This is a genomic window from Flavobacterium sp. (assembly GCF_046073885.1).
Taxonomy (GTDB): domain Bacteria; phylum Bacteroidota; class Bacteroidia; order Flavobacteriales; family Flavobacteriaceae; genus Flavobacterium.
The window spans coordinates 1-23,501 of sequence record NZ_JBJTND010000008.1 but is presented as its reverse complement, the minus strand read 5'-3'; the positions used below and the strand labels follow the sequence as shown (position 1 = coordinate 23,501).

Sequence of the window (23,501 nt, the reverse complement as noted above, 5' to 3'; positions counted from 1 at the left end):
CCTTGCTTACAACGTCACCACCCCTAGCGGCAACGGAAGCTGCAGAACTGGCTAGCTGACTGGCTTCCTTCGCGGACACTGAAGACTGTTCAATTGTCCCGCTCAACCGGTTCATATTGGTTGATATAATCTAAATGTATATCGCAAAAGGTGCATTTTTTCCAATAACAACCATGAGCCATTGTTAATTTGTTCCAAGGACCTTCACTCCACAAACTATGCATTGGATTGGCTATTTCAATAACCGAAATGTATTTATCCAAAAACAAATCAGAATAATCAGGCGTACCCACTTCACTCTGTTTATAATCGGGTTGTGAAGCATTATTTTCATAAACAACTTTTCCGTTTTCTAAAATATAGGTTCGCTTTAAAATAACGTCTACAGACTCCTTTTGACTTACTGAATTGTAAATTAATTCCAAAGGGAGCTCTCCATCATCTAATGAAATAAAATCAAAAAACTCAAACACCCGTTCGTCTTTCAATTCACGCAATTCGGTGTTGGGAAACCCACCCCCCATTGCAATTTTGCAACTTGGAAAATTTGATTTTATGAATTGAGCAGAACGAAAAGCGCTGTATAAATTCCCAGGAAAAGGAACCGAAAAACAAACAAGCTTCGGATGAATATCCTCTAATCGTTTCTTTATGATTTTAAGTGTGATTCTATCAATATAGGTAGGTTCTTTTTGCAAATGAAAATACAATTCATCAAAAGAATTGGCGCTTCTGCCCAACCGTTCGGCATACCTACTGAAACCAAAATTTTCATCAACGCATTCTACAATATAATCTGACAAATCTTCTAGATATAAAGTAGCCAAGTGCTTGGCTTTATCTTGCATTCCCATAGTTCCAAAAGCCCACTCCATGTCATCCAATTGTCTGAATCGAGAAGCTTCGGGAAGGAAATTTCCGCTACAAATAGTTCGTGCCAAAGTAGGATTCTTACCCTGTAAAAAAGCAATTACCGAATCTATTGTTTTTATATATTCTTTATTTAAAGCGAAAATCCGTTGGGAATTAGCCGACTTTGATTTTGATTCTACTTTAAATAAATCGGTTAAGCCTTCATTGGAAAATAATTCTAAAATAACTTCCATGCCCAGATCCATTTGAAATGAAGAAATATCCTTCATTTTCAAAAAACCTTTAATATAGGCAGTAGCCGGATAGGGTGTATTTAACTGAGTAAAAGGTGGGGTTATTAATAGAATGTCTTTCAATTGTGAAGTTTTTATTTCGAAAGTAAAAATACTAATTTACTAATTAAGAAATAGGAATGAAATTGAATTTGTGAAATGAAATTGAATTTTGAGTATTTTTGCAAAAAATAAATAGATGCAAACAGATTGTATTAGCTATCAAAAATCGGGATATTTCTCTAAATTAATCGTAGATTATTTAGACGAAAAGTCAGAACTTAAGCCTTTTTACAATCGGTTTCCAAGCCTTGAAAATTTCAAGGATCAAATAGACGAAAAACAAGAGAATTTCCCTGTTGAAAACAGAAAATTACTTGTTGCGGAACTTGAAAATCAATACCTGAATTTCAATATTTCGCAGAAAACTCAAGACAACCTTCAGTTACTTAATAAAGACACCACTTTTACCATTACTACAGGGCATCAACTGAATTTATTCACAGGACCTTTGTATTTTATTTACAAAATTGTCTCAACAATAAACCTTTGCAAACAATTAAAAAAAGCCTATCCAAACAATGATTTTGTTCCTGTATATTGGATGACCACCGAAGACCATGATTTTGAAGAAATTAACTATTTTAATTTCAAAAAATCTAAAATAAAATGGAATAGAGAAAGTTCGGGTCCCGTTGGAAGATTAACCAATGAAGGACTAAATGAAGTATTTGAAACTTTAAAAAATGAAATAGGCTCCAGCGAAAATGCAAAGGAATTACTAGAATTATTTAAAAACTCCTATTTAAAGTATTCTAATTTAGCTTCTGCCACTCGCTATTTAGCAAATGAATTATTCAAAACAGAAGGTTTAGTAATTGTGGATGGCGATGTAAAAGAATTAAAGAAAATGTTAATTCCATTTGTGAAAAATGAAATAACAAATGGCGTTTCATACCAAAAAGTAACTGAAACAAATGCACAATTATCTGAATACAAAATTCAAGTTAATCCTAGAGAAATCAATCTTTTTTATATTGAAGATCAATTGCGTGAACGCATTATTTTTGAGAATAACACTTACAAGATAAATAACACGGAACGGGTTTTTACTGCAACTGAAATTCTTAATGAATTAGAAAATAATCCAGAAAAATTTAGTCCAAATGTAATCTTAAGACCTTTATATCAAGAAGTTGTCTTGCCTAATTTGTGTTATATAGGCGGTGGAGGTGAGCTAGCCTACTGGTTGGAATTAAAATCCAACTTTGCGGCCAATAACATCACTTTTCCAATATTATTATTAAGAAATTCAGTACTTATTGCAACAGCTAAGCAAGCAGAAAAAGCAACTACACTGGGATTGCATTTTGCTGATTTGTTTTTAAATCAAAATGAATTAATTACCAATAAAACCAAAGAAATTTCAAATTTCACTATTGATTTCTCCAAGCAAAAAGAAACATTACGCCAACAATTTGAAGAGTTAAATGCTATTGCATTACAAACCGATAAATCATTTTCTGGAGCAGTAAAAGCACAGGAAGCCAAACAAATAAAAGGATTAGAGCATCTTGAAAGAAGATTACTTAAGGCCGAAAAAAAATCGCATGCCGATTATCTACAGCGAATTGAAGCTTTGCAAAACGAACTTTTCCCGAATCAAAGTTTGCAAGAACGACAACTGAATTTTAGTGAATTCTACTTGGAGTTTGGCGCCGATTTTATTCAAAAATTATTTTCGGAGTTGGATCCATTAAAACAAGAATTTAAAGTAATTACATTCTAAGTAAGTTGCTTTGATTATCGCAAAAAAAAGTATATTTTTGCACCCAAATTTATAAATAATACAAAAAAATGGCTACTAATAGAACATTTACAATGATTAAACCAGATGCTGTAGAAAACGGACATATTGGTGGAATCTTAAACATGATTACAGAAGGTGGATTTAAAATTGTTGCTTTAAAATTGACGCAATTAACTGTTGCTGACGCTAAAGCTTTTTACGCGGTGCACGCTGCAAGACCATTTTATGGTGAATTAGTTGAATTCATGTCTCGCGGTCCAATTGTTGCTGCAATTCTTGAAAAAGAAAATGCAATTGAAGAATTTAGAACTTTAATTGGTGCTACAAACCCAGCTGAAGCGGCTGAAGGTACTATCCGTAAAAAATATGCAACTTCAATTGGAGAAAATGCAGTTCACGGATCTGATTCTGATGAAAATGCATCTATTGAAAGTGCCTTCCATTTTGCAGGAAGAGAGCAATTTTAATTAAGAGTTTATATAAATATAAAATCCCATTTCAATGAAATGGGATTTTTTTTTTATAGCTTTTCTTCAAACTTACATCACTTATCTCAACACCACCTCTTTCACAATTTCTTTTTTTAATTCCTCATTAATCATGGCAATAATTTTTTGCTTGCCATAACTTAATTCTTCACGCAATACTGCCGAAGTGAGTTTTACATACAAAGTACTTCCCTTTAAAATAACTTCTTGGGTGTAGCTATTTACTCCGTTTCCCATGAGGCTTTTCCATGCTTTTTCCACATCAATTTTATCCATGCCTGTTTCCAGTTTGTTTTGCTGAATAAATTGCTGCAACACTTCAGAAATCGAACTTTCGTTACTTTGTCTTTTTGCCATTATTTTATTGAAAAAGGGAGATGTCTTTTATAGTGGTATTCTAAATCATCTTTATTTTTTAAGACTAAAACACTGTCTTGTATTTCAAGAATTTCTTCTTTCCATTTTCCGTAATTCGTGGTGTAATTAATATAAAACACTCCGTCCAAATTGGTAACTTTGATATTTTCCTTAATATCATTAGTTAAATAAGTACCATCCAATTGCGGCATCACCTTTTGGCGAAAGCCCAAATTATTTTTTAAAGAAAAAAAATCGATGGTTTCATTAACCTTGTATTCTTTCTTACCTCCTTGCGGAAGTTCTACTTTTTGAATTTCCCAATAGCCATTAATCTTTGCCAGATCGGCTTCTTTAACAGAAGGTATACAAGAAACAAACAGGAAGCTCAGCAGAAAAAAAAGAAGTGTGTTTTTCATAATTCAAATAAAAAGATAAAATTACAATTTATTTTAAGGAATAAAAAAGTAATTTTGAATAAACCTTTTAATGAATTGAAAGTCAAAGTATAAATTCCATTTTATGAAAAAAGTCCTATTCATATTATCAATTCTACTAATTAATTTTGGATGTAGTTCCAACAATAACTCCGATAATAATACTTCTGAAGGGGATAGCATGTACTTTCCTCCAAGCGATGGAAGTACCATATGGGAAACCAAATCTATTGCAGCACTTGGCTGGAATGCCAATGCAGTACAACCCTTATTGGATTATTTGCAATTAAAAAACTCAAAATCTTTTATGATATTGGTTAATGGGAGAATTGTGATGGAGAATTATTTTAATGGACATTCTGCTATTACAGCTTGGTACTGGGCAAGTGCAGGAAAAACACTAACCGCGACAGTAACCGGTATTGCAGAACAAGAAGGTTATATAAACACAAACAATAAAGTTTCAGATTATATAGGAACCGGATGGACAAGTGCACCCTTAGCAAAAGAAAATTTAATTACGTGTAAGCACTTATTATCTATGTCTTCGGGGCTTGATGATTCTCTTGGTGATGATGTTTCGCCAGCCAATTTACAATACGTAGCTGATGCAGGAACGCGCTGGGCTTATCATAATGTATATGTAAAATTACAAGATGTAGTTGCTCAAGCTACAGGACAAACTTGGAACAATTACTTCAATTCCAAACTAAGAGATAAACTTGGTATGACTGGCGGATTGTGGGTTAATGGCACTGACGGAACACGAACTTATTGGAGCACCACTAGAAATATGGCACGCTTTGGATTAATGGCTTTAAATAAAGGAAAATGGAATGGAACAACCGTAATTAATGAAAGCTACTTTAATTTGGCTACCACAACTTCACAAACTATCAACCTATCGTATGGGTATTTATGGTGGTTAAATGGAAAATCAAGTTACCGTTTACCACAAAGTCAATTTCAATTTAGCGGTAGTATTATTCCAAGTGCTCCAAGTGACATGTATGCAGCATTGGGAAAAAACGATCAAAAAATTTATGTGGTTCCTAGCAAAAAAATGGTTGTAATTCGAATGGGAGATGCTGCAGACGCAGTAAATATGGCATTATCCAATTTTGATGATGTGCTTTGGCAAAAAATTAATGCACTATATCAATAATTGAACTTACTAAAACTTCGAGTTAAAAAACTTTATTAAGGCGTAAATAAACACCACAAAAGTAGTTAATTGCAATCCCATTGCTATAGTTGGGAGTTTATATTCAATTATTTTAGATACAATCTCAGCTCCAACACATAGCAAAATTAAGATTAGAGGAGACGCTGATTTGAAAAAAGTAATTATTTTGTTCATTGCAAATTAATTAAAGAAACTATCCACAAACTCATATTTGTTAAATACTTGTAAATCTTCTATTCCTTCACCAACTCCAATATATTTTACTGGAATTTGAAATTGATCGGATATACCAATTACTACTCCACCCTTGGCCGTACCATCTAATTTAGTAACTGCCAAACAAGTAACCTCGGTAGCGGCAGTAAATTGTTTGGCTTGTTCGAATGCATTTTGTCCTGTTGAACCGTCTAATACTAACAATACATCATGTGGCGCATCCTCGGAAACCTTTTGCATCACACGTTTCACTTTAGACAATTCACTCATCAATCCAACTTTATTATGCAAACGACCTGCAGTATCAATAATTACGACATCCGCATTTTGAGAAACGGCACTTTGTAAAGTATCAAAAGCAACCGATGCAGGATCGGAACCCATTTGTTGCTTTACAATAGGCACCCCAACACGATCGGCCCATATTTGCAATTGATCAATTGCGGCAGCACGAAAAGTATCGGCAGCACCCAGAACAACGCTGTAACCTGCTTTTTTAAATTGATAAGCTAATTTTCCTATTGTAGTTGTTTTACCCACTCCGTTAACTCCAACAACCATGATAACGTAGGGTTTTTTATTTTCTGGTATTTTAAATTCGGTTTCTTCGCCCGATTTAGTTTCCGATAATAAACCCGAAATTTCTTCTCTTAGAATCAAATTTAGTTCATCGGTACCTAAATATTTATCGGCAGAAACACGGTCTTCAATACGACGGATAATTTTTAAAGTGGTTTCTACACCAACATCCGAAGTAACTAATATTTCTTCAAGATTATCTAAAACCTCATCATCAACTTTAGATTTTCCGGCTACAGCTTTAGTAAGTTTTGAAAAGAAAGACGTTTTGGTTTTCTCCAAACCTTTATCAAGAACTACCTTTTCTTGTTCGGTAATTACTGATTCTTTTTTTTCTGAGGAAAATAATTTTTTAAAAAAACTCATAATATAAGTCGGTTGCTAGTATTTATAAATACAAATTTTTAATAGTAGTGACAAATATAAAAATAAAAAAGCTACTTCCGCGAGAAAGTAGCTTGGTTATATTATTTTATTAGAATTATTTCTTTTGCAAGAAAGAATCTACTTCTTCTGGAGTCATAATGCTTTCTACAAATGTGTAAGCACCTGTTTTAGGAGATTTTACCATTTTTATAGCTTTTGTTAATCTCTTAGAAGCTGTTTGTAATGTTGCAACGGTCTTTTTTGCCATGATTCAATGAGTATTTAAATTTTATTTATCGTTATGATTAAAATAAAATCTCTAATTATTTAATTTCTTTATGAACAGTCATTCTCTTCAAGATTGGATTAAATTTTTTAATCTCTAATCTATCTGGAGTATTTTTTTTGTTTTTGTTAGTGATGTAACGAGAAGTTCCTGGAAGTCCAGACTCTTTATGCTCAGTACACTCTAAAATAACTTGAATTCTATTACCTTTCTTTGCCATCTTACTATATATTTATTTGGATTGGATTATTTAATAAACCCATTAGCTTTAGCAGTTTTTAATACTGCAGCCAATCCATTTTTATTAATTGTTTTTATTGTTGAAGCAGCTACTCTTAAAGTAACCCATCTGTCTTCTTCAGCAAGAAAGAAACGTTTTTTAACTAAGTTAACAGAAAATTTTCTCTTAGTTTTATTCATTGCGTGGGAAACATTATTTCCTACCATCGCTCTTTTACCTGTAAGGTCACAAACTCTTGACATTATACTTATCTTTTATCGTTATTGAAATCGAGGGTGCAAAGAAACAAAAAAGAAACCTTATTGCCAAAAAAATATTAGACATTTTTTAAAATTTCTTTTTGCAGCATTTCAAAAGCTTTATTTACTGCTCTATCTATCACTTTTTCACGGGGTTGACCAAAATCAAATTCCTCCACAAAAACCTCACTAGGTGTTGCAATAGCTATAAAAACTGTCCCAACAGTTGCATCGGCATCTCCCTTATCAGGACCTGCGTTTCCTGTTGTTGCAATTGCATAATCGGATTTCATTCTTTTTTGAACTCCAATCGCCATTTCTTTAGCCACTTCCCCACTCACCACAGAATGTTGAGTAATCGTTTCTTCTAAAACTCCCAACATAGAAACTTTGGTTTCGGTTGCATAACTAACCACACCTCCTCTAAAATAATTGGAAGCACCCGCCACTGCAGTCAGTTCTTGAGCGATTTTACCTCCGGTACAACTTTCTGCTACCGCTAGAGTATTTTTATTTTGAATTAATAACCTTCCTATTACTACGGCAATAGTTTCATCTTCATCAAAACCAACAATTATATCTCCAATAATTTTAGCTAATGACTCTACCTTATTGTTAATTGTAGTTTCTAAAAGTTCTTTGTCCTTTCCGCGAGCGGTCAATCTTAAGCGAACCCTTCCTGGAGAAGGCAAATAGGCCAACTTAATAAATTCAGGCAAATTATTTTCCCAATCTTCAATTCGTTCAGCAACCAAACTCTCTCCTTGACCATAGGTCATGATTGTTTTATGAAGTATATATGGACGCTCGTATTCTTTAACAATCTTTGGAATGATTTCGTTTTCAACGATATATTTCATTTCATAAGGAACGCCAGGCAACGAAATATAAACGGTATTTTCTTTCTTCATCCACATTCCAGGAGCAGTACCTACTTTATTAAATAACACTTGGCAATTAGAAGGAACAAGCGCTTGATCTTTATTAATTTGAGAGGCCGGTCTTTTCATTACCTTTTCTATCAACTCAATAACATGAGCCTGCACTTCATAATTAACAACTAAGCTATCATTGAAATATTCGCAAAAAGTGTGTTTGGTAATATCATCTTTAGTCGGACCTAAACCACCTGTAATGATAACAAAATCGACTTTGTTCTGTAATTTTTCAAAAGTTTCTAAAATATGTTGCTTATTATCACTTATTGAAAGTAATTCGTGCGTTTGCACCCCTATCCGATCTAATGCTTTGGCAATATAACCTGAATTAGTATCAATAATTTGACCTATAAGGATTTCATCGCCAATAGTAACTATGGTTGCTTTCAAAGTGAATTGAGTTTATAGAATTGAAATTAAATTACTTCAATTTGTGGGTTAATTTTTTTTATTTCAGAAATAAAAATATCGCTGTGCTTCGGCGAAATAAATAAATCATCATAAGAATTATAAGTAACAATAAACCCTTTGATATCTAAAGCCGGCTTAAACATAACCGGAACATTCAAACCCGAATGGCGTTTTATTGATTTTATTTTTTTGATATCGATTCTGCCTCTAATTGGTCCGGAGCGATACAATAAAAAATTATTTTTTATCACATAACGAGTATCCAAAATAACCCACAGCACAAAACCAATTACTGAAGAAACAATTATTACTGGCATTAGAGGAAATGTACCTTTTTGAAAATTCAATGCTAAAGACAAGATCAAGAACAATACTAAACTCCAAAGCACAACAATTGTAAAAGTGTTTTTGGATGATAAAAATCGGGTCATAATTTTTTTAAATGAGCTTTTAATGATAAAAACAAAAATTCGTTTAATTTTACGCTAAATTAATACAATTAACTATCACAACCGAATTTTAATAAAAAATAGTTTAAAATGAGTACAATTAATTGGGTAACGGTAAGAGAATTTGAAGACATCACTTATAAAAAATGTAATGGCGTGGCCCGAATTGCCTTCAATCGACCAGATGTACGCAATGCCTTTAGACCAAAAACCACTAGCGAACTTCTTCAAGCTTTTCATGATGCCCAAGAAGATACTTCTATTGGAGTGGTTCTATTGTCTGCCGAAGGACCTTCTAGCAAAGACGGAGTGTATTCATTTTGCAGCGGTGGCGATCAAAAAGCGCGAGGACACCAAGGTTATGTAGGAGAAGATGGTTACCACCGATTGAACATTTTAGATGTTCAGCGATTAATTCGATTCATGCCTAAGGCAGTGATTTGTGTAGTCCCTGGCTGGGCAGTTGGAGGCGGACATAGCTTGCATGTGGTTTGTGATTTAACACTAGCAAGTAAAGAACATGCTATTTTCAAACAAACCGATGCCGATGTAACGAGTTTTGACGGAGGATATGGATCGGCTTATTTAGCTAAAATGGTCGGACAGAAAAAAGCAAGAGAAATATTCTTTTTAGGAAGAAACTATTCGGCTCAAGAAGCCATGGATATGGGAATGGTAAATGCGGTAATTCCGCACGATGAATTGGAAGATACAGCCTATCAATGGGCACAAGAAATTCTAGCTAAATCACCAACATCAATCAAGATGCTAAAATTTGCCATGAACCTTACTGATGACGGTATGGTTGGTCAACAAGTATTTGCTGGTGAAGCTACACGATTAGCGTATATGACCGATGAAGCTAAAGAAGGTCGTGATGCATTTTTAGAAAAGCGTAAGCCAAATTTTGATAAAAAATGGTTACCTTAATATAGATCATTGGAATTTTAGATGCTATAATCTCTAATTAATTCCGAAAATTCTAATTATCCAAAATCAATTAATTAAACAAACAAATGAAACACTGGATTGAAGCTGCTCGAGTTCGCACCCTACCTCTATCGATTTCCGGAATCTTAGTTGGAAGTTTTTATGCTATGTCACAAGGCATATTCAATTGGAAGATTGTAATTTTTGCGCTATCAACTACCCTTGGACTGCAGATTCTTTCGAATTTTGCGAACGATTATGGTGATGGCATGAAAGGCACCGACAATGAAGATCGTGTAGGCCCTATGCGATCCATTCAGAGTGGAAATATTACACCGGGAGCCATGCGTTTTGGAATCTTTATCACTTCCTTTCTCACTTTGGTATCCGCCATGTTGCTTATTTATTTTTCATTTAAAGGAAAATATTTAATGTACTCCGTGATTTTCTTTGTTTTAGGAATTTTAGCAATTGCTTCTGCTATTCGCTATACCGTTGGAAAAAACCCTTATGGATACAGAGGATATGGAGATGTTTTTGTTTTTATTTTCTTCGGAATTGTAAGCACCTTTGGAGTAAACTTTATGTTTTCAAAAGAAATTGATTGGCTTTTATTCTTGCCAGCAACTGCAATCGGATTTTAAAGTGTTGGAGTACTGAATTTAAATAATATGCGCGATGAAGAATCGGATAGAAAATCTAATAAAAACACCTTGGTAGTTCAAAACGGAGGCGCTTGGGCAAAAAAATACCACTTCTTTTTGATTATTGCTGCTATGGTTTTAATGCTAGTTTTCGCATTTATTTTTGATTTTAGCTATAGAGATCAAAATCCGGATTCATTTAATTTTGATATTTATTTCTTTTTATTAGCCTACTTTCCAATAATAGCTCACCTGAAAAGAGTTGCGAAAAACAAAGAACCTAAACTTTTGGATCCAGAATTAAAAAAACTAGCGTTAAGCACTTTTTTACTTTCAATTTTATTATCGCTTTCGCTGATTTATTTCATATCGGATTTCATCATTTATTATACTAATTGGCCATGAAAATAACCTTTTACGGGCACGCTTGCATCGGAATTGAAGTAAGCGGCAAACATATCTTAGTTGATCCATTCATTACAGCAAACCCTAAAGCAAGTCATATCGATGTGAATGCAATTGAAGCGGATTATATTTTGCTAACCCATGCACACAACGATCATATTTTGGATGCGGAAGTAATTGCAAAACGAACCAATGCAACCATTGTATCAAGCTATGAGGTGGCTGTTCATTTTGGAAACAAAGGAATCAACTTTCACCCTATGAATCACGGAGGCAGCTGGCAATTTGAATTTGGAAAAGTAAAAATGGTTAGCGCCATTCACTCAAGTTCATTTCCGGATGGCTCTTATGGAGGTAATCCTGCTGGATTTGTAATTGAGGGAGAACACAAAAACATATACATCTCGGGCGATACGGCTTTAACTATGGATATGAAACTGATTCCAATGCGAACTAAATTGGATTTGGCGATATTATCAATTGGGAATAACTTCACTATGGATGTGGAAGATGCTATTATCGCAGCTGATTTTGTTGCATGCGACAAAGTTCTTGGCCTACATTATGATACTTTTGGTTACATTGAAATCAACCATGAGGAGGCCAAAAAGAAATTCTTTGACGCCGGAAAAGACTTAATGTTACTGGAAATTGGAGAAAGTATTTCGTTGTAAATAAATGAAAGCAAGCTACCAAAAATACATTCTAAACTTCAAAAACGCTTCTGGCACTTCCAGAGGGGTTTTGAATACCAAAGAAACTTGGTTTCTCATTTTAGAGAAAGAGGGCAAAAAGGGAATTGGGGAATGCGGAATACTAAGAGGATTGAGCACAGACGACCGACCCGATTATGAAGAAAAACTTCAATGGACCTGCCAAAACATCCAATTAGGAAAAGACGCACTTTGGGAATCATTATTAGAATTTCCTTCTATTCAATTTGGAATTGAAATGGCTTTTCAATCATTAGAGTCGAAAGATCCGTTTTTATTATTTCCTTCCGAATTCACAGAGGGCAAAAAAACCATATCCATAAACGGATTAATTTGGATGGGAGAACCCTCATTCATGAAACAACAAATTGATGAAAAACTGGCCAAAGGATTTCATTGCATTAAGTTAAAAATTGGCGCTATCGATTTCAAAAAAGAATTGGAATTATTGGAATTTATTAGAGCAAATTTTGATGAAAAATCAATTGAAATTCGAGTAGATGCTAACGGGGCTTTTACCGAATCTGAAGCTTTAAATAAATTAAATCAATTATCTGGTTATAAATTACATAGCATAGAACAGCCGATTGGAGTTCAGAAATATGACAGTATGTCAGAATTATGCACTAAAACCCCTATTTCTATAGCTTTAGACGAAGAATTGATCGGAGTTTATAATTATTCCGATAAGGAAGCGCTTTTACAAAAAATCAAGCCACAATACATCATTTTAAAACCTAGTTTTATAGGTGGTTTTAGAGGAACTAAAGAGTGGATTGAATTAGCCGAAAAACTTCAAATTGGTTGGTGGATTACTTCTGCCCTAGAAAGCAATATTGGCTTAAATGCAATTGCACAATGGACCTTTCTACAAAACAATTCAATGCCTCAAGGATTGGGTACTGGCGGACTTTATACCAATAATTTTGATTGTCCCTTAGCAGTTAAAAACGGACAACTTCAATACAACCCAAATGAAGATTGGAATGTAAATCTCAAATAGATTTATTGAATTAAATAAATTCCGTCTTCCTTAATTTCAATAAGCTTTTGTTTGTACAATAATCCAATTGCTTTTTTGAAGGTTTTCTTACTCATCTTTAAAACCGTCTTAATATCTTCGGGATTGGAATTATCATTTAAGCGCAAAAAGCCTCTACTTGCTCGCAATTCATTTAATATAATTTCCGAGTTTGGCTCGATGTTTTCAAACCCAAGTTTATGCAATGAAACATCAATCTTTCCATCTGGACGAACATTTTTAATGTATCCTTTCATTTTATCACCGGTGCGTATGGCATCATCATACACCTCGTCCTTATAAATCAACCCTTTGTGTTTTTGATTGATAATTACATTAATTCCGATTTCGGTAATATGAGAAATAATCAAATCTACTTCCTCATTTTTTTCCAAATTAATGTTTTCGTTATCCAAAAACTGATTGGTTTTACTAGAAGCCACAAGGCGATTTGTTTTTTCATCTAAATACAAGTAAACCAAATAGCGTTTCCCTTTTTCCATTGGGCGCGCTTGCTCCTTAAACGGAACCAGAATATCTTTTTCCATTCCCCAATCTAAAAATGCACCCACCTGATTCACATAATTTACGCGTAATAAAGCAAATTCATTCAATACTACATAAGGAACCAAAGTGGTTGCTACAGGGCGTTCTTCATGATCTAAATAAACAAACACATTCATCTCTTCGCCAATTTCAAAAACCTTAGGGACATATTTATTTGGCAACAAAACATCTTCTTTCCCATCGGTTAAGAATAAACCAACTTGGGTGTGTCTACTAACAGTTAGGGTATTGAATTGACCTATTTTCATATCGTGCTTGTAATTTGTACAAAGGTACGAATAGAATTAAGATATTACATTGCACTATAAAATAGCCTTATTAAAAAGTTAAAATACTTTATTCCAATGCCTTAAAGTAATTCAAAAGGATTTTATCATTTTCAAGAGTTGGAGTAAAAACCTCCAGCAAAGTTGGTTTGTCATCTTGCGAAATCAAATCCTTTAAACTTTTCTCCAAGGTATCTTCATTACTCGCGGTAAGATAATTCAAGCCGTACATTTTTGCTAAATGCTCGGCGGTTAAACAATGAGAAGTTTCAAAAAAAGTATTAAAAACTGGTGTTTCTTTATGACCTGGTAAAATTCGGAAGATTCCTCCTCCTCCATTATTAATCAGAATAATTTTAAAATTATTTGGGATATAATTATTCCAAAGGGCATTACTATCGTACAGAAAACCAATATCACCAGCAATGAAAACGCAAGGTTTTTTATTTCCAAGAGCCGCTCCAATAGCCGTAGAAGTACTTCCGTCAATTCCGCTTGTACCTCGATTACTAAACACTTCAATGCTTTTTTCAATATCAAATAATTGAGCGTAACGAATTGGAGAGCTATTGCTTATATGTAACTGATAATCATAAGGTATAACAGGAAGTATCTTTTCAAATACTTTAAGGTCTGAAAACGGAATTTTAGCAAGATATTCAGCACTTTTATTTTGTCTGTACGCTTTAATATCTTGTGCTAATTTATTGTATGTACTTTCAACAACATGGGTCAATTGAAAAAACGACTGGAAGAAATTATTGGGTTGCATTACAAAATGCTTAGTCAGACACCCAAATGTATCATAAGCTCTTAAATCGTCGATGTGCCAATGATTTTGCGGTTGGTATTTCCTCAGAAATGCTTTGATTCGTTTTGAAACGATCATCCCTCCAAAAGTGATTAATATTTCAGGTTGAAATTCTAAAAAATCCTTTTCGGTAAATGGCGTTATTATAGAATCTATGGTATTTATAAAACGAGGATGATGCAAATTAGAAGTCGTTTCAATAAGCACCACCACAGAAGGATCATTAGCCAATAGGTCTAAATAGTGCTGTTCTATGGCATTGGGTTCGTTTACCCCAACCAAAACCAACTTCTTCTTACCTGAATTCCATAGGGAAGCATACGAAGTTAAATCTTCGGATGAAGATGTAGTAGATTCAAATGCATTGATTTTTGGCTTAACCGATAACTCCGTAGTAGTTTCATACAAGGGCTCTTCAAAAGGGGCGTTAATGTGAACCGGACCTCTTTTAGCGAAAGCCATATTAATCGCTTCTTGAATTAAATTATCATTATTTTCGGATGCTTCTTCACTGAGATTGGCATTAAATAAAGAATGATTGGCAAAAACATTTTCTTGACGAATGGTTTGGCCGTCGCCAATATCTATTTTGCTTTGCGGTCTATCGGCAGAAATAACAAGCAGCGGGATTTGACTGTAAAAAGCTTCCGCAAATGCCGGATAATAATTCAATAATGCCGACCCTGAAGTGCAAACTACAACTACTGGTTTCTTTATTTGCTGTGCAATTCCCAAAGCAAAAAAAGCCGCCGAGCGTTCATCGGCAATACTATAACAAGTAAAAAACGGATCGTTCCCAAAACCAATAATTAAAGGCGCATTTCTCGAACCGGGAGAAATTACAATATTGGATATATTTTTAGCACGAAGAATTTCGATTATAGATTGTGCTAAAGGTATTTTTGGGTAAATCATTGTTGTTGAAAGAACTTAATAAACTCGTTCTCTTGAATTAATTGTAAAACTATAATTTATGATTACAAAAGTACAAAGTTATTTATTGAGTTCCATTCAAACCACCAAGAAAGTTAGGCAAGTGAATCAAAAATCTTTAGTTTGCCATAATTTCTAAATAGACAAAAAAACACTATTTTTGAAACATGGAAATCCAAATTAGACCCTATCAAACAGAAGATGCTGCTGAGATTTTAGAAATTATCAACTATAATATTCTAAACTCAACCGCTTTGTATGATTATGAACCACGGACTTTAGAAAATCAAATTGCTATTTTTCAAGACAAATTAGATAAAGGATTTCCAATCCTTGTTGCTATTTCAAACAAAAGCGTTGTGGGCTTTGGTTATTATAGTGAATTCCGATTTAGAGAAGCTTATAAATTTACCGTTGAGCATTCGGTTTATGCCCATCCCAATCAGCTTGGGAAAGGCATTGGAAAATTGATTTTAGATAAATTAATTCATTTGGCGAAAGCCCAAAAGCTACACACCATGATTGGCGTTATTGATTCTGAAAATCAAAGCAGCATTGAATTTCATAAGAAATTTGGCTTTGAAATTGCAGGAACCATAAAAGAATCGGGGTATAAATTTAACCGCTGGCTGCATAGTGTTTTTATGCAGAAGATGCTTTAATTTACTTTATTATCGAATCAATATTTGGTTTGAAATAATTCGGACCTTTCAACACCTTTCCGTCTTCACGATAAATAGGCTTCCCGTCTTCTCCCAATTTACTCATATTACTGCGTTGGATTTCATCAAAAACTTCTTCAATTTTGTGTTGCAATCCATGCTCAATAATGGTTCCGCATAAAATATACAACATGTCACCAAGGGCATCTGCGATTTCAACAATATCATTGTTTTGCGCTGCCTCTAAATACTCTTCGTTTTCTTCTTTCATCAAATTATAGCGAAGTAGGTTTTTGCTTTCGCCTAAATCACCAATGATGTTTTCGCTGTATCCTAATTGAAAACTCGTATGAAACTCTTTAACGGAATTTATCTGTTTTTGCATGTTATTTTATATAAAATTAGAAAGCCAAATTACAAATAAGAACTATTATTGCCTAAATTTGTTAAAAAATTACTGCGTATGTTCACAACTGGTCAATTGTGTTTTGCTGCTGCTTTTATTATTGCTTTTGTTATTGCAATGGTAATCGCTTACAAAAAAGACAAAACACTACACAATCAATTTTATAAAGGGAATTACAAGATATTATTAGCCTTTTTTGCTTTTATTTTGATTTTATTTCTGATAAAAATTTTCTTTAAACACTAAAGTTTATTATATTTACTTTACTTTAAATTAAACACCATGCGAATCCTTAAATACATTTCATTACTATTATTTCTTTTTTTTGTTGGATTGAGTGTTTTTGTATCTACTCAAAAAGGAGATTATGATGTAACGGTTAGCAAAGTAATTAAAAACCCTAGAGGCATTGTATTTAACTACATCAACGATTACAAAAACTGGGAGACTTTTTGTTCTTGGATAAAAAATGACAAATCGTATCAATTTAATTACCCCGGACTTACTTTAGGACAAGGTGGTTCTTGCTCCTGGACAAGCAGTTCTAGCGAAGGTTCAATAAAAACTATTACGGTAAAAGAAAACGAAAGTATTTTTCAAAAAATGAAAAATAACGAAGCCCCTTTCGATATGTATTGGAGTTTTAAAGACACGGTCGGAGGAACAAAAGTAACCTGGAGAAACAAAGGAAAACTTGATTTTAAAAATAAAGTTGCCGCATTTTTTTCTGGAGGAATAAAAAGTGTTGTCAGCGCTATATACGAAAAGAGTTTAGAAAATCTAAATTCAACTTTAGACTACGAAATAAACACCTACTCTATAAAAGTGAATGGAATAACAACACTTCCAGGTGGATTTCATTTAAAACAATACTTACACTGCAAGCAAAAAGAAACTGAAAAAAATGTGAGCATACTTGTTTCGAGAATGGAATATTTCTTTGACAAAAACAAACTAAGAAGCAACGGAAAACCATTTATTATTTACCACAAATACGATCGAGCCAATAATGATGTAGCCTTTTCGGTATGCATGCCTGTTAAAGATTCTATTAACATCATGCCCGGTAGCGATATACAATCTGGGAAGACCGCAAGTTATACTTGTTTAAAAACCACTTTAGTGGGAGATTATTCTCATACTCAAAAAGCCTGGAAAAAAGCACTTGATTTTGTTGCAAAAAATCATTTGGAGCGTAATAGATCGGGGCAAATTATTGAAGTGCATAAAGTTGGCAGAAAAGATGTGATCAACCCTTCTAAATGGGTTACAGAAGTTTATATTCCGGTTTACCCTAAAGCCATCGAAGTAAAAGAAGAGGCTGCAACCGAAGAAACAACCACAGCAGCCGACACTCCAATTGAACCTGTAACGCCGGCTAACAGAAAATTAGTTCAACCTAATTAAACCTTTTGCTTTATCTTTATTCCAATAAATAAATTTGGTATTGCAAGAAGAAAAAGACTTCATAAAGGAATTAATTGATCCGCGAACGCAAAATACTGCGTTTCAAAAATTGCTGCGCGAATACCAAAAACCTTTATACCAAATCATTCGTAACATTGTTATCGACCATGATGACGCTCATGATGTGCTACAGAATACGTTTATTAAAGTTTTTCAAAATTTAAAGAATTTCAAAGGAGATAGCAAATTATTTTCTTGGATGTACCGCATTGCTACCAACGAAGCCATTACATTTATTAATAATAAAGCGAAGCGAAGCAAATTAACGAGTTCGGAATTGCAATCGAAGTTAGTTGAGAATTTGCAATCGGACGTTTATTTTGAAGGAGATGAAATTCAATTAAAACTGCAAAAAGCACTTGTTTTATTACCCGAAAAACAACAGCTCGTATTTAAAATGAAATACTTTGAAGAATTAAAATATGAAGAAATTTCAGAAATTTTAGGGACCTCGGTTGGAGCCTTAAAAGCATCTTACTTTCATGCAGTAAAAAAAATAGAAGAATATTTAAATTCAAATTAAACCTTTGTACAATATCAATGTCAAATGGATATGAAAAATATTAATTTAGAGAAAAGCAAAAAAATAACTCCTGGATTTCAAATTCCGGAAGGCTACTTTGATACTTTCTCAGAAAAATTATTACTAGAGCTTCCAATAAATGAAACGAAGACTATTTCATTTTACACTCAAAATAAAAAGTGGATTTATGCTGCAGCTGCAGTATTAGTAATAATGCTATCATTGCCTTTAGTATACCAATTAGAAAGAAATCAAGAACAGCCAAGCGCCGCCGAAATAGAAAATTACTTAACTCAACAAAGTCCAATTTCTGAAGATGAAATTGTAAATTTATTAGAACAGGAAGACATTGATCAATTAAAAACAAATTCAACAATCACCAATGAAGCTATAGAAGAAGAACTATCTGCATCAACTGACCTTGAAAAATACATTACCAATTAATATTTATGATTATGAAAAATTTATACTTAATTATTTCCGTTTTCTTTATTTCAATAACTACTTTCGGACAAAGAGGTCCAATAAGAGAACGATTACAAGAGAAGAAAGAACAAATTAAAGCATTAAAAGTTGCCTTCATCACCACAGAGCTTAATTTGACTTCAGATGAAGCAGCAAGGTTTTGGCCTATTTTTAATGCATTTGAAGACAAACAAAAAGAAATAAAAAAACAAAAAATTAGAGCTTTCATTGATAGAACCGAAGACAACTCTTTGGATAAATTATCAGAAAAAGATGCTGCTGCATTATTAACTCAAATGGAGAGTGCAGAAGAAGAGCTGTATCAATTGAAAAAGAAATTTGTTGCTAATTTAAAAGGAGTGATTCCGTCTGTTAAAATCCTAAAACTTAAAAGAGCGGAAGAAGAATTTAATAAAAAATTACTACAACAATACCGCGACAAAAGAGATAACAGAAGGTAATACTATAAGCCATCTTAATTCAAGGGTGATTTTTCGATGAAAAATCACCTTTTTTTTATTTGAAAAACAATCGCACCATTTTGTTTTTACCCGCTGCGATTGCGGTAGTAGAATCAATGAAACGAAGGGTGTAAAATGAACTATCAGAACTTAATTGCTTCCATGAATTTCCTTGGTCGCAAGAATAATAAATTCCATTTGCCCCTACAGAAACCAATTGCTTTCCTTTGCCGTTTGGAATAAACTGTACGCACGAAGCATATCCAAAACCTTCATTTTCAGAAACTAGTTTCCAAGTTTTCCCCCCATCGGTAGTTAATGCTTTATTGCCAAAATTTTGATTTAGCTTTTCATAATTTCCTCCTGCTACAAAGCCTATTTTATCATTATAAAAATCGGCTGTAAATATTCCAGTCATGGCTTCCCCTTGAATAATTGGAGTGGAATACACACTCCACGTTTTTCCTTTATCAGAAGAAAAGAACACCCTCGATTTTTTTCCTCCAGAAACTACCCAAGTAGCATCTCCTTGTATCACAATATTCGTATTACTAGCTGCAAATGCAGACTCACCTTCAACTACAGGAGGTAAGTTATCGCAAGTTACTTTAGTCCACGTTGCACCTCCATCTCTTGTAATTAGCATGCACAAGCAGTTTTCTGTGGGATCTCCTACAGCAATTCCTTCTTGATCATTCCAAAATTGCACACTATCATAAAACACTTTCGAATTGTGTTCTTCGTAAACAAGTTTTTTCTGTTGTAAATCCTTAGAAAATTTATATATAAATGCCGGATTACCAACATTTGCAACAAAAATAGAGCTGCTTGTTTGAGCTATACTTCGAAATTCCAACTTGAAATCACTATTTTCAATCGTAATTTCGTTTTTACTATTGGTTTTCCAATTTACCACCCCTACTCTATTTTTATCGGCAGCATAAAACACATTTTCACCGGAAATAACTATTGGCCGAATACTAATTTTATCTACTAGTAACGTATCAATTTTAACTGTAGTAATTGATTTATGGATGGACTTGCATGAGAATAACATCAAAGCAACTAATGAAAATACCGGGATTTTTTTCATAAATAAAAAAGATTTCTTTGCTAAAGTACAATAAAAATTACTGTTAATGATTTGTGAAAATGATATTGTTGGCATAGAAATTGGAATTCCAAATATTAAACATAATTTAGCAATCTTAAACACTAATACTATGAAAACAAATCTTTTATTTTCGACCATTATGAGTTTGGTTTTTGCAACTTCATTTGCACAAGACAGAACCATAGTAAATGCATCTAACTCAGAAATAAGCGACAACTTGGATCTAAGAGCAGTAGCTTCAATTTTTGCAGACTCAAGAGATTTAGCTGATTTTGAATATAGATTAAATGATCCGAAAGCTCAAATATCAAATTTAGATTTAAATGAGGACAATCTGGTTGATTATTTAAGAGTGGATGAATTTATTGAGGGAAGCACCCATATTATTGTTTTACAAGCTGTATTAGGTCAAGATCAATTTCAAGATATTGCAACAGTTGAAATAGAAAAAGACGCCTACAACAGAATGCAAATTCAAGTTGTTGGAGACCCTTATATTTACGGAAGCAACTATATCTATGAACCAAATTACAAAACAATACCTGTAATTTTCAGTTATATTGGGGTAATTAATTACCGCCCTTATTTTTCACAATGGAATTGGAAATATTATCCACGATATTATTACGGATGGAGTCCATGTCCAATAGCCAATTATAGAAACAACATAGGTTTCCATATCAACTTTAATTATTTTTATAATTATGTAAACAACAGAAGATGCCATGCGGCTTATCAAAATTATCATGAAAGAAGAGGTAATTACTATGAAAGAGCTCATCCAAATCGATCATTTGACACAAGAAATCAAGGTTACTCCAATCGATATGAATTAAACAAATCCAGATCGGTTCGTGATATAACCTATGGAAGTAATCCAAAATCTAGTGTGTATTCGGGAACTAGAAGTTATGTTCCAAACCCTAACAGTGCACCATCGGATCCAATTCAAGTAGGAGATATTCCAATATATCATAATCCAACACCTAAGGAAAATCTTCCTAATACAATTAATTCTGGAAATTCAACACCAAGGAGTTACAGTGGAGGAAGAAGATAAAAATACAATTAGTTTAAAAGCATCGAAATTCGATGCTTTTTTTATTTCTAAAATGTTCGACTACTAAATAATTATCTCACAAATTAGAATTGAATTATCTAAAAGTAATACATTTGTAAACTTTTAGAAAAATATATTATGAATTCGCATGATCATAAAAATCTTCATAGCACGCTTTCAGCTGCTGGATTATTAATTACTCTTGGAATAATATATGGGGATATTGGTACTTCCCCACTTTATGTAATGAACTCCATAATTGGAGAAAACATTATCAATGAAAATTTAATTCTTGGAGGTCTATCTTGTATTTTTTGGACCTTAACCTTGCAAACTACATTAAAATATGTACTCATCACCTTGAGCGCAGACAATCATGGTGAAGGTGGAATTTTTGCTTTATATGCATTAGTAAAACGAACTAAAATTCAATGGCTTATAGTGCCTGCAATAATTGGAGGTAGTGCATTATTAGCAGATGGGATTATCACACCGCCAATTTCTGTTTCTTCAGCTGTTGAAGGATTGCGCTTATTTAAGCCAGATATTCCAACCGTACCCATTGTAATAGCAATTTTATTTGTACTTTTTACTATTCAACAATTTGGAACTAAACTAGTAGGAAAGTTTTTTGCTCCCATGATGTTAATTTGGTTTTCGATGTTGGCCGTATTGGGTATTCTACAAATGACTCAAAACCTTTCTATTTTAAAAGCTTTAAATCCCTATTACGCCTATAATCTATTAACTTCAGATGCAAAAGGTGAAGGTTTCTTTATTCTTGGTGCAGTGTTCTTATGTACAACTGGTGCTGAAGCTTTATATTCTGATATGGGACATTGCGGAAGAAAAAACATCCGTATTAGCTGGGCATTTGTTAAAACTACATTAGTATTAAATTACTTTGGTCAAGGCGCCTATTTATTAGCACATCAAGGGAAGTTATTGGAGCAAATCAATTCCCATAATTCAAATCCGTTTTATTTAATTATGCCCGAATGGTTTAAACCAGTTGGGATTGTAATCGCAACAATGGCTGCAGTTATTGCGTCTCAAGCCTTAATTAGTGGATCATTTACGTTAATAAACGAGGCAATGCGCTTGAATTTTTGGCCTAAAGTTAAAATCAAGTTCCCAACAGATGTTAAAGGTCAGCTTTACATCCCATCAATTAACTGGCTATTGTTTTTTGGATGTGTCGGAATTGTTTGGCACTTTGAAGAATCAAGCAATATGGAGCATGCCTATGGTTTAGCCATCATTTTGTGTATGATTATGACAACCGTTTTATTGAATTTTTATTTGATAATGAAACGAGTGAAATGGTTCTTGTATGTGCCTTTAATTAGTATTTATTTAGTAATTGAATTTAGCTTTCTAGCTGCTAATATTACCAAATTTGCCGAAGGGGGTTATGTAACATTGTGCATCGCTCTTACTTTGATTTCAATTATGACTATTTGGTATTTAGCTAAGAAAATTAATAAAGCGTATACCAAAATTGTTAAGATTGAAGATTACAAAAAAGTATTGGGTGAATTAAGTGCTGATTTGTCCATCCCAAAATATGCTACCCATTTAGTATACATGACCAATGCTGGTAGAGTGGATGAAATCGAAGAAAAAGTAATGTATTCTATTCTTCAAAAAAGACCTAAAAGAGCCGATATTTACTGGTTTGTTCACGTGAATATCTTAACCGAACCATACAAAACAGAATACAAAGTAACAGAAATCTTAAAAGACGATTTGTACCGTGTCGATTTCAACTTAGGATTTAGAGAGCCAACAAAAATCAATTTGATGTTCCGTGAGGTATTGAAAGACATGGTGAAAAAAGGTGAGGTTGATATTACTAGCCGTTACGAATCATTGAATAAAAACAACATTCTTGGAGATTTCAAA

Annotated in this window: 25 protein-coding genes and 2 pseudogenes; 14 read left to right on the top strand and 13 right to left on the bottom strand. The window is 33.4% G+C overall.

Annotation, left to right across the window (positions count from 1 at the left end; translation table 11 throughout):
• Window positions 1-104: 104 nt before the first annotated feature.
• Window positions 105-1,229: pseudogene (locus ACKOWY_RS00910) on the bottom strand (radical SAM protein); the annotation flags it as partial.
• 115 nt (window positions 1,230-1,344) lie between these two features.
• Here ACKOWY_RS00910 and bshC point away from each other — a divergent pair.
• The gene (gene bshC / locus ACKOWY_RS00905) at window positions 1,345-2,934 is read left to right on the top strand and encodes a bacillithiol biosynthesis cysteine-adding enzyme BshC (RefSeq protein WP_408939559.1); all 1,590 of its coding nucleotides are present in this window, start codon (window positions 1,345-1,347) and stop codon (window positions 2,932-2,934) included.
• Window positions 2,935-3,002: 68 nt separating this feature from the next.
• Complete coding sequence (locus ACKOWY_RS00900) at window positions 3,003-3,422, top strand: nucleoside-diphosphate kinase (RefSeq protein WP_408939558.1); 420 nt, start codon at window positions 3,003-3,005, stop codon at window positions 3,420-3,422.
• Window positions 3,423-3,503: 81 nt separating this feature from the next.
• Here the strand turns inward: ACKOWY_RS00900 and ACKOWY_RS00895 are convergent, their stop codons facing one another.
• Window positions 3,504-3,800, bottom strand: a complete 297-nt coding sequence (locus ACKOWY_RS00895) for a DUF721 domain-containing protein (RefSeq protein WP_408939557.1) — start codon at window positions 3,798-3,800, stop codon at window positions 3,504-3,506.
• Complete coding sequence (locus ACKOWY_RS00890; protein ID WP_408939556.1) at window positions 3,800-4,219, bottom strand: hypothetical protein; 420 nt, start codon at window positions 4,217-4,219, stop codon at window positions 3,800-3,802. The genes ACKOWY_RS00895 and ACKOWY_RS00890 overlap by 1 nt, the downstream gene beginning before the upstream one ends.
• A gap of 103 nt (window positions 4,220-4,322) precedes the next feature.
• On the opposite strand from ACKOWY_RS00890, the gene ACKOWY_RS00885 reads away from it, so the two are divergent.
• Window positions 4,323-5,402: a serine hydrolase domain-containing protein gene (locus tag ACKOWY_RS00885; protein WP_408939555.1), complete on the top strand. Its 1,080-nt coding sequence runs from the start codon at window positions 4,323-4,325 to the stop codon at window positions 5,400-5,402.
• Window positions 5,403-5,603: 201 nt separating this feature from the next.
• On the opposite strand, the gene ftsY is transcribed toward ACKOWY_RS00885, so the two are convergent.
• From ftsY to ACKOWY_RS00855, 6 genes are all read right to left on the bottom strand, one after another.
• The gene (gene ftsY / locus ACKOWY_RS00880; protein ID WP_408939554.1) at window positions 5,604-6,584 is read right to left on the bottom strand and encodes a signal recognition particle-docking protein FtsY; all 981 of its coding nucleotides are present in this window, start codon (window positions 6,582-6,584) and stop codon (window positions 5,604-5,606) included.
• Between the two features lie 115 nt (window positions 6,585-6,699).
• On the bottom strand, window positions 6,700-6,852 hold the full coding sequence (locus tag ACKOWY_RS00875; RefSeq protein WP_298115202.1) for a DUF4295 domain-containing protein: 153 nt from the start codon (window positions 6,850-6,852) through the stop codon (window positions 6,700-6,702).
• A 55-nt stretch (window positions 6,853-6,907) separates the two neighbouring features.
• A complete protein-coding gene (gene rpmG / locus ACKOWY_RS00870) occupies window positions 6,908-7,090 on the bottom strand; it encodes a 50S ribosomal protein L33 (RefSeq protein ID WP_313323216.1) in 183 nt (60 codons plus the stop codon).
• A gap of 26 nt (window positions 7,091-7,116) precedes the next feature.
• The gene (gene rpmB / locus ACKOWY_RS00865) at window positions 7,117-7,353 is read right to left on the bottom strand and encodes a 50S ribosomal protein L28 (RefSeq protein WP_396168107.1); all 237 of its coding nucleotides are present in this window, start codon (window positions 7,351-7,353) and stop codon (window positions 7,117-7,119) included.
• 74 nt (window positions 7,354-7,427) lie between these two features.
• A complete protein-coding gene (locus ACKOWY_RS00860; RefSeq protein WP_408939553.1) occupies window positions 7,428-8,678 on the bottom strand; it encodes a competence/damage-inducible protein A in 1,251 nt (416 codons plus the stop codon).
• Window positions 8,679-8,704: 26 nt separating this feature from the next.
• Window positions 8,705-9,130, bottom strand: a complete 426-nt coding sequence (locus ACKOWY_RS00855; RefSeq protein WP_408939552.1) for a PH domain-containing protein — start codon at window positions 9,128-9,130, stop codon at window positions 8,705-8,707.
• A gap of 108 nt (window positions 9,131-9,238) precedes the next feature.
• On the opposite strand from ACKOWY_RS00855, the gene ACKOWY_RS00850 reads away from it, so the two are divergent.
• The 4 genes and pseudogenes from ACKOWY_RS00850 (at window position 9,239) to ACKOWY_RS00835 (ending at window position 12,843) form a co-directional block, all read left to right on the top strand.
• Window positions 9,239-10,078, top strand: coding sequence for a 1,4-dihydroxy-2-naphthoyl-CoA synthase (locus ACKOWY_RS00850; RefSeq protein ID WP_408939551.1), 840 nt, complete (start codon window positions 9,239-9,241; stop codon window positions 10,076-10,078).
• Between the two features lie 86 nt (window positions 10,079-10,164).
• Window positions 10,165-11,127: pseudogene (gene menA, locus ACKOWY_RS00845) on the top strand (1,4-dihydroxy-2-naphthoate octaprenyltransferase).
• A complete protein-coding gene (locus ACKOWY_RS00840) occupies window positions 11,124-11,801 on the top strand; it encodes a metal-dependent hydrolase (protein WP_408939550.1) in 678 nt (225 codons plus the stop codon). Before menA ends, ACKOWY_RS00840 begins: the two are co-directional and overlap by 4 nt.
• Before the next feature lie 4 nt (window positions 11,802-11,805).
• Window positions 11,806-12,843 carry an o-succinylbenzoate synthase gene (locus tag ACKOWY_RS00835; protein ID WP_408939549.1) on the top strand — a complete coding sequence of 346 codons (1,038 nt, stop codon included), beginning with the start codon at window positions 11,806-11,808 and terminating at the stop codon, window positions 12,841-12,843.
• A 2-nt stretch (window positions 12,844-12,845) separates the two neighbouring features.
• Here the strand turns inward: ACKOWY_RS00835 and ACKOWY_RS00830 are convergent, their stop codons facing one another.
• A complete protein-coding gene (locus ACKOWY_RS00830) occupies window positions 12,846-13,676 on the bottom strand; it encodes a S1 RNA-binding domain-containing protein (protein ID WP_408939548.1) in 831 nt (276 codons plus the stop codon).
• An 88-nt stretch (window positions 13,677-13,764) separates the two neighbouring features.
• On the bottom strand, window positions 13,765-15,420 hold the full coding sequence (gene menD / locus ACKOWY_RS00825) for a 2-succinyl-5-enolpyruvyl-6-hydroxy-3-cyclohexene-1-carboxylic-acid synthase (RefSeq protein ID WP_408939547.1): 1,656 nt from the start codon (window positions 15,418-15,420) through the stop codon (window positions 13,765-13,767).
• A gap of 185 nt (window positions 15,421-15,605) precedes the next feature.
• On the opposite strand from menD, the gene ACKOWY_RS00820 reads away from it, so the two are divergent.
• The gene (locus ACKOWY_RS00820; protein ID WP_408939546.1) at window positions 15,606-16,100 is read left to right on the top strand and encodes a GNAT family N-acetyltransferase; all 495 of its coding nucleotides are present in this window, start codon (window positions 15,606-15,608) and stop codon (window positions 16,098-16,100) included.
• 1 nt (window position 16,101) lies between these two features.
• Here ACKOWY_RS00820 and ACKOWY_RS00815 read toward each other — a convergent pair whose 3' ends face one another.
• Window positions 16,102-16,485 carry a hypothetical protein gene (locus ACKOWY_RS00815; RefSeq protein ID WP_408939545.1) on the bottom strand — a complete coding sequence of 128 codons (384 nt, stop codon included), beginning with the start codon at window positions 16,483-16,485 and terminating at the stop codon, window positions 16,102-16,104.
• A 303-nt stretch (window positions 16,486-16,788) separates the two neighbouring features.
• Here ACKOWY_RS00815 and ACKOWY_RS00810 point away from each other — a divergent pair, with 303 nt between their 5' ends.
• From ACKOWY_RS00810 to ACKOWY_RS00795, 4 genes are read left to right on the top strand one after another with little or no spacing between them, the layout of a single operon-like run.
• The gene (locus ACKOWY_RS00810; RefSeq protein ID WP_408939544.1) at window positions 16,789-17,913 is read left to right on the top strand and encodes a GyrI-like domain-containing protein; all 1,125 of its coding nucleotides are present in this window, start codon (window positions 16,789-16,791) and stop codon (window positions 17,911-17,913) included.
• A gap of 40 nt (window positions 17,914-17,953) precedes the next feature.
• Window positions 17,954-18,496, top strand: coding sequence for an RNA polymerase sigma factor (locus ACKOWY_RS00805; protein WP_408939543.1), 543 nt, complete (start codon window positions 17,954-17,956; stop codon window positions 18,494-18,496).
• Window positions 18,497-18,526: 30 nt separating this feature from the next.
• The gene (locus tag ACKOWY_RS00800) at window positions 18,527-18,940 is read left to right on the top strand and encodes a hypothetical protein (protein ID WP_408939542.1); all 414 of its coding nucleotides are present in this window, start codon (window positions 18,527-18,529) and stop codon (window positions 18,938-18,940) included.
• Between the two features lie 11 nt (window positions 18,941-18,951).
• On the top strand, window positions 18,952-19,422 hold the full coding sequence (locus ACKOWY_RS00795) for a sensor of ECF-type sigma factor (protein ID WP_408939541.1): 471 nt from the start codon (window positions 18,952-18,954) through the stop codon (window positions 19,420-19,422).
• A 55-nt stretch (window positions 19,423-19,477) separates the two neighbouring features.
• On the opposite strand, the gene ACKOWY_RS00790 is transcribed toward ACKOWY_RS00795, so the two are convergent.
• Window positions 19,478-20,515, bottom strand: coding sequence for a WD40/YVTN/BNR-like repeat-containing protein (locus ACKOWY_RS00790; RefSeq protein ID WP_408939540.1), 1,038 nt, complete (start codon window positions 20,513-20,515; stop codon window positions 19,478-19,480).
• Between the two features lie 130 nt (window positions 20,516-20,645).
• Here ACKOWY_RS00790 and ACKOWY_RS00785 point away from each other — a divergent pair, with 130 nt between their 5' ends.
• The gene (locus ACKOWY_RS00785; protein ID WP_408939539.1) at window positions 20,646-21,596 is read left to right on the top strand and encodes a hypothetical protein; all 951 of its coding nucleotides are present in this window, start codon (window positions 20,646-20,648) and stop codon (window positions 21,594-21,596) included.
• Between the two features lie 138 nt (window positions 21,597-21,734).
• A partial coding sequence (locus tag ACKOWY_RS00780; protein WP_408939538.1) for a KUP/HAK/KT family potassium transporter occupies window positions 21,735-23,501 on the top strand: 1,767 nt, incomplete at its 3' end.

Excerpts from the sequence above, each read along its gene's own strand:
- bshC (WP_408939559.1), top strand. The coding sequence starts at position 1,345 with ATGCAAACAGATTGTATTAGCTATCAAAAATCGGGATATTTCTCTAAA.
- ACKOWY_RS00900 (WP_408939558.1), top strand. The coding sequence starts at position 3,003 with ATGGCTACTAATAGAACATTTACAATGATTAAACCAGATGCTGTAGAA.
- ACKOWY_RS00895 (WP_408939557.1), bottom strand. The coding sequence starts at position 3,800 with ATGGCAAAAAGACAAAGTAACGAAAGTTCGATTTCTGAAGTGTTGCAG.
- ACKOWY_RS00890 (WP_408939556.1), bottom strand. The coding sequence starts at position 4,219 with ATGAAAAACACACTTCTTTTTTTTCTGCTGAGCTTCCTGTTTGTTTCT.
- ACKOWY_RS00885 (WP_408939555.1), top strand. The coding sequence starts at position 4,323 with ATGAAAAAAGTCCTATTCATATTATCAATTCTACTAATTAATTTTGGA.
- ftsY (WP_408939554.1), bottom strand. The coding sequence starts at position 6,584 with ATGAGTTTTTTTAAAAAATTATTTTCCTCAGAAAAAAAAGAATCAGTA.
- ACKOWY_RS00875 (WP_298115202.1), bottom strand. The coding sequence starts at position 6,852 with ATGGCAAAAAAGACCGTTGCAACATTACAAACAGCTTCTAAGAGATTA.
- rpmG (WP_313323216.1), bottom strand. The coding sequence starts at position 7,090 with ATGGCAAAGAAAGGTAATAGAATTCAAGTTATTTTAGAGTGTACTGAG.
- rpmB (WP_396168107.1), bottom strand. The coding sequence starts at position 7,353 with ATGTCAAGAGTTTGTGACCTTACAGGTAAAAGAGCGATGGTAGGAAAT.
- ACKOWY_RS00855 (WP_408939552.1), bottom strand. The coding sequence starts at position 9,130 with ATGACCCGATTTTTATCATCCAAAAACACTTTTACAATTGTTGTGCTT.
- ACKOWY_RS00850 (WP_408939551.1), top strand. The coding sequence starts at position 9,239 with ATGAGTACAATTAATTGGGTAACGGTAAGAGAATTTGAAGACATCACT.
- ACKOWY_RS00840 (WP_408939550.1), top strand. The coding sequence starts at position 11,124 with ATGAAAATAACCTTTTACGGGCACGCTTGCATCGGAATTGAAGTAAGC.
- ACKOWY_RS00835 (WP_408939549.1), top strand. The coding sequence starts at position 11,806 with ATGAAAGCAAGCTACCAAAAATACATTCTAAACTTCAAAAACGCTTCT.
- ACKOWY_RS00830 (WP_408939548.1), bottom strand. The coding sequence starts at position 13,676 with ATGAAAATAGGTCAATTCAATACCCTAACTGTTAGTAGACACACCCAA.
- menD (WP_408939547.1), bottom strand. The coding sequence starts at position 15,420 with ATGATTTACCCAAAAATACCTTTAGCACAATCTATAATCGAAATTCTT.
- ACKOWY_RS00820 (WP_408939546.1), top strand. The coding sequence starts at position 15,606 with ATGGAAATCCAAATTAGACCCTATCAAACAGAAGATGCTGCTGAGATT.
- ACKOWY_RS00815 (WP_408939545.1), bottom strand. The coding sequence starts at position 16,485 with ATGCAAAAACAGATAAATTCCGTTAAAGAGTTTCATACGAGTTTTCAA.
- ACKOWY_RS00810 (WP_408939544.1), top strand. The coding sequence starts at position 16,789 with ATGCGAATCCTTAAATACATTTCATTACTATTATTTCTTTTTTTTGTT.
- ACKOWY_RS00800 (WP_408939542.1), top strand. The coding sequence starts at position 18,527 with ATGAAAAATATTAATTTAGAGAAAAGCAAAAAAATAACTCCTGGATTT.
- ACKOWY_RS00795 (WP_408939541.1), top strand. The coding sequence starts at position 18,952 with ATGAAAAATTTATACTTAATTATTTCCGTTTTCTTTATTTCAATAACT.
- ACKOWY_RS00790 (WP_408939540.1), bottom strand. The coding sequence starts at position 20,515 with ATGAAAAAAATCCCGGTATTTTCATTAGTTGCTTTGATGTTATTCTCA.
- ACKOWY_RS00785 (WP_408939539.1), top strand. The coding sequence starts at position 20,646 with ATGAAAACAAATCTTTTATTTTCGACCATTATGAGTTTGGTTTTTGCA.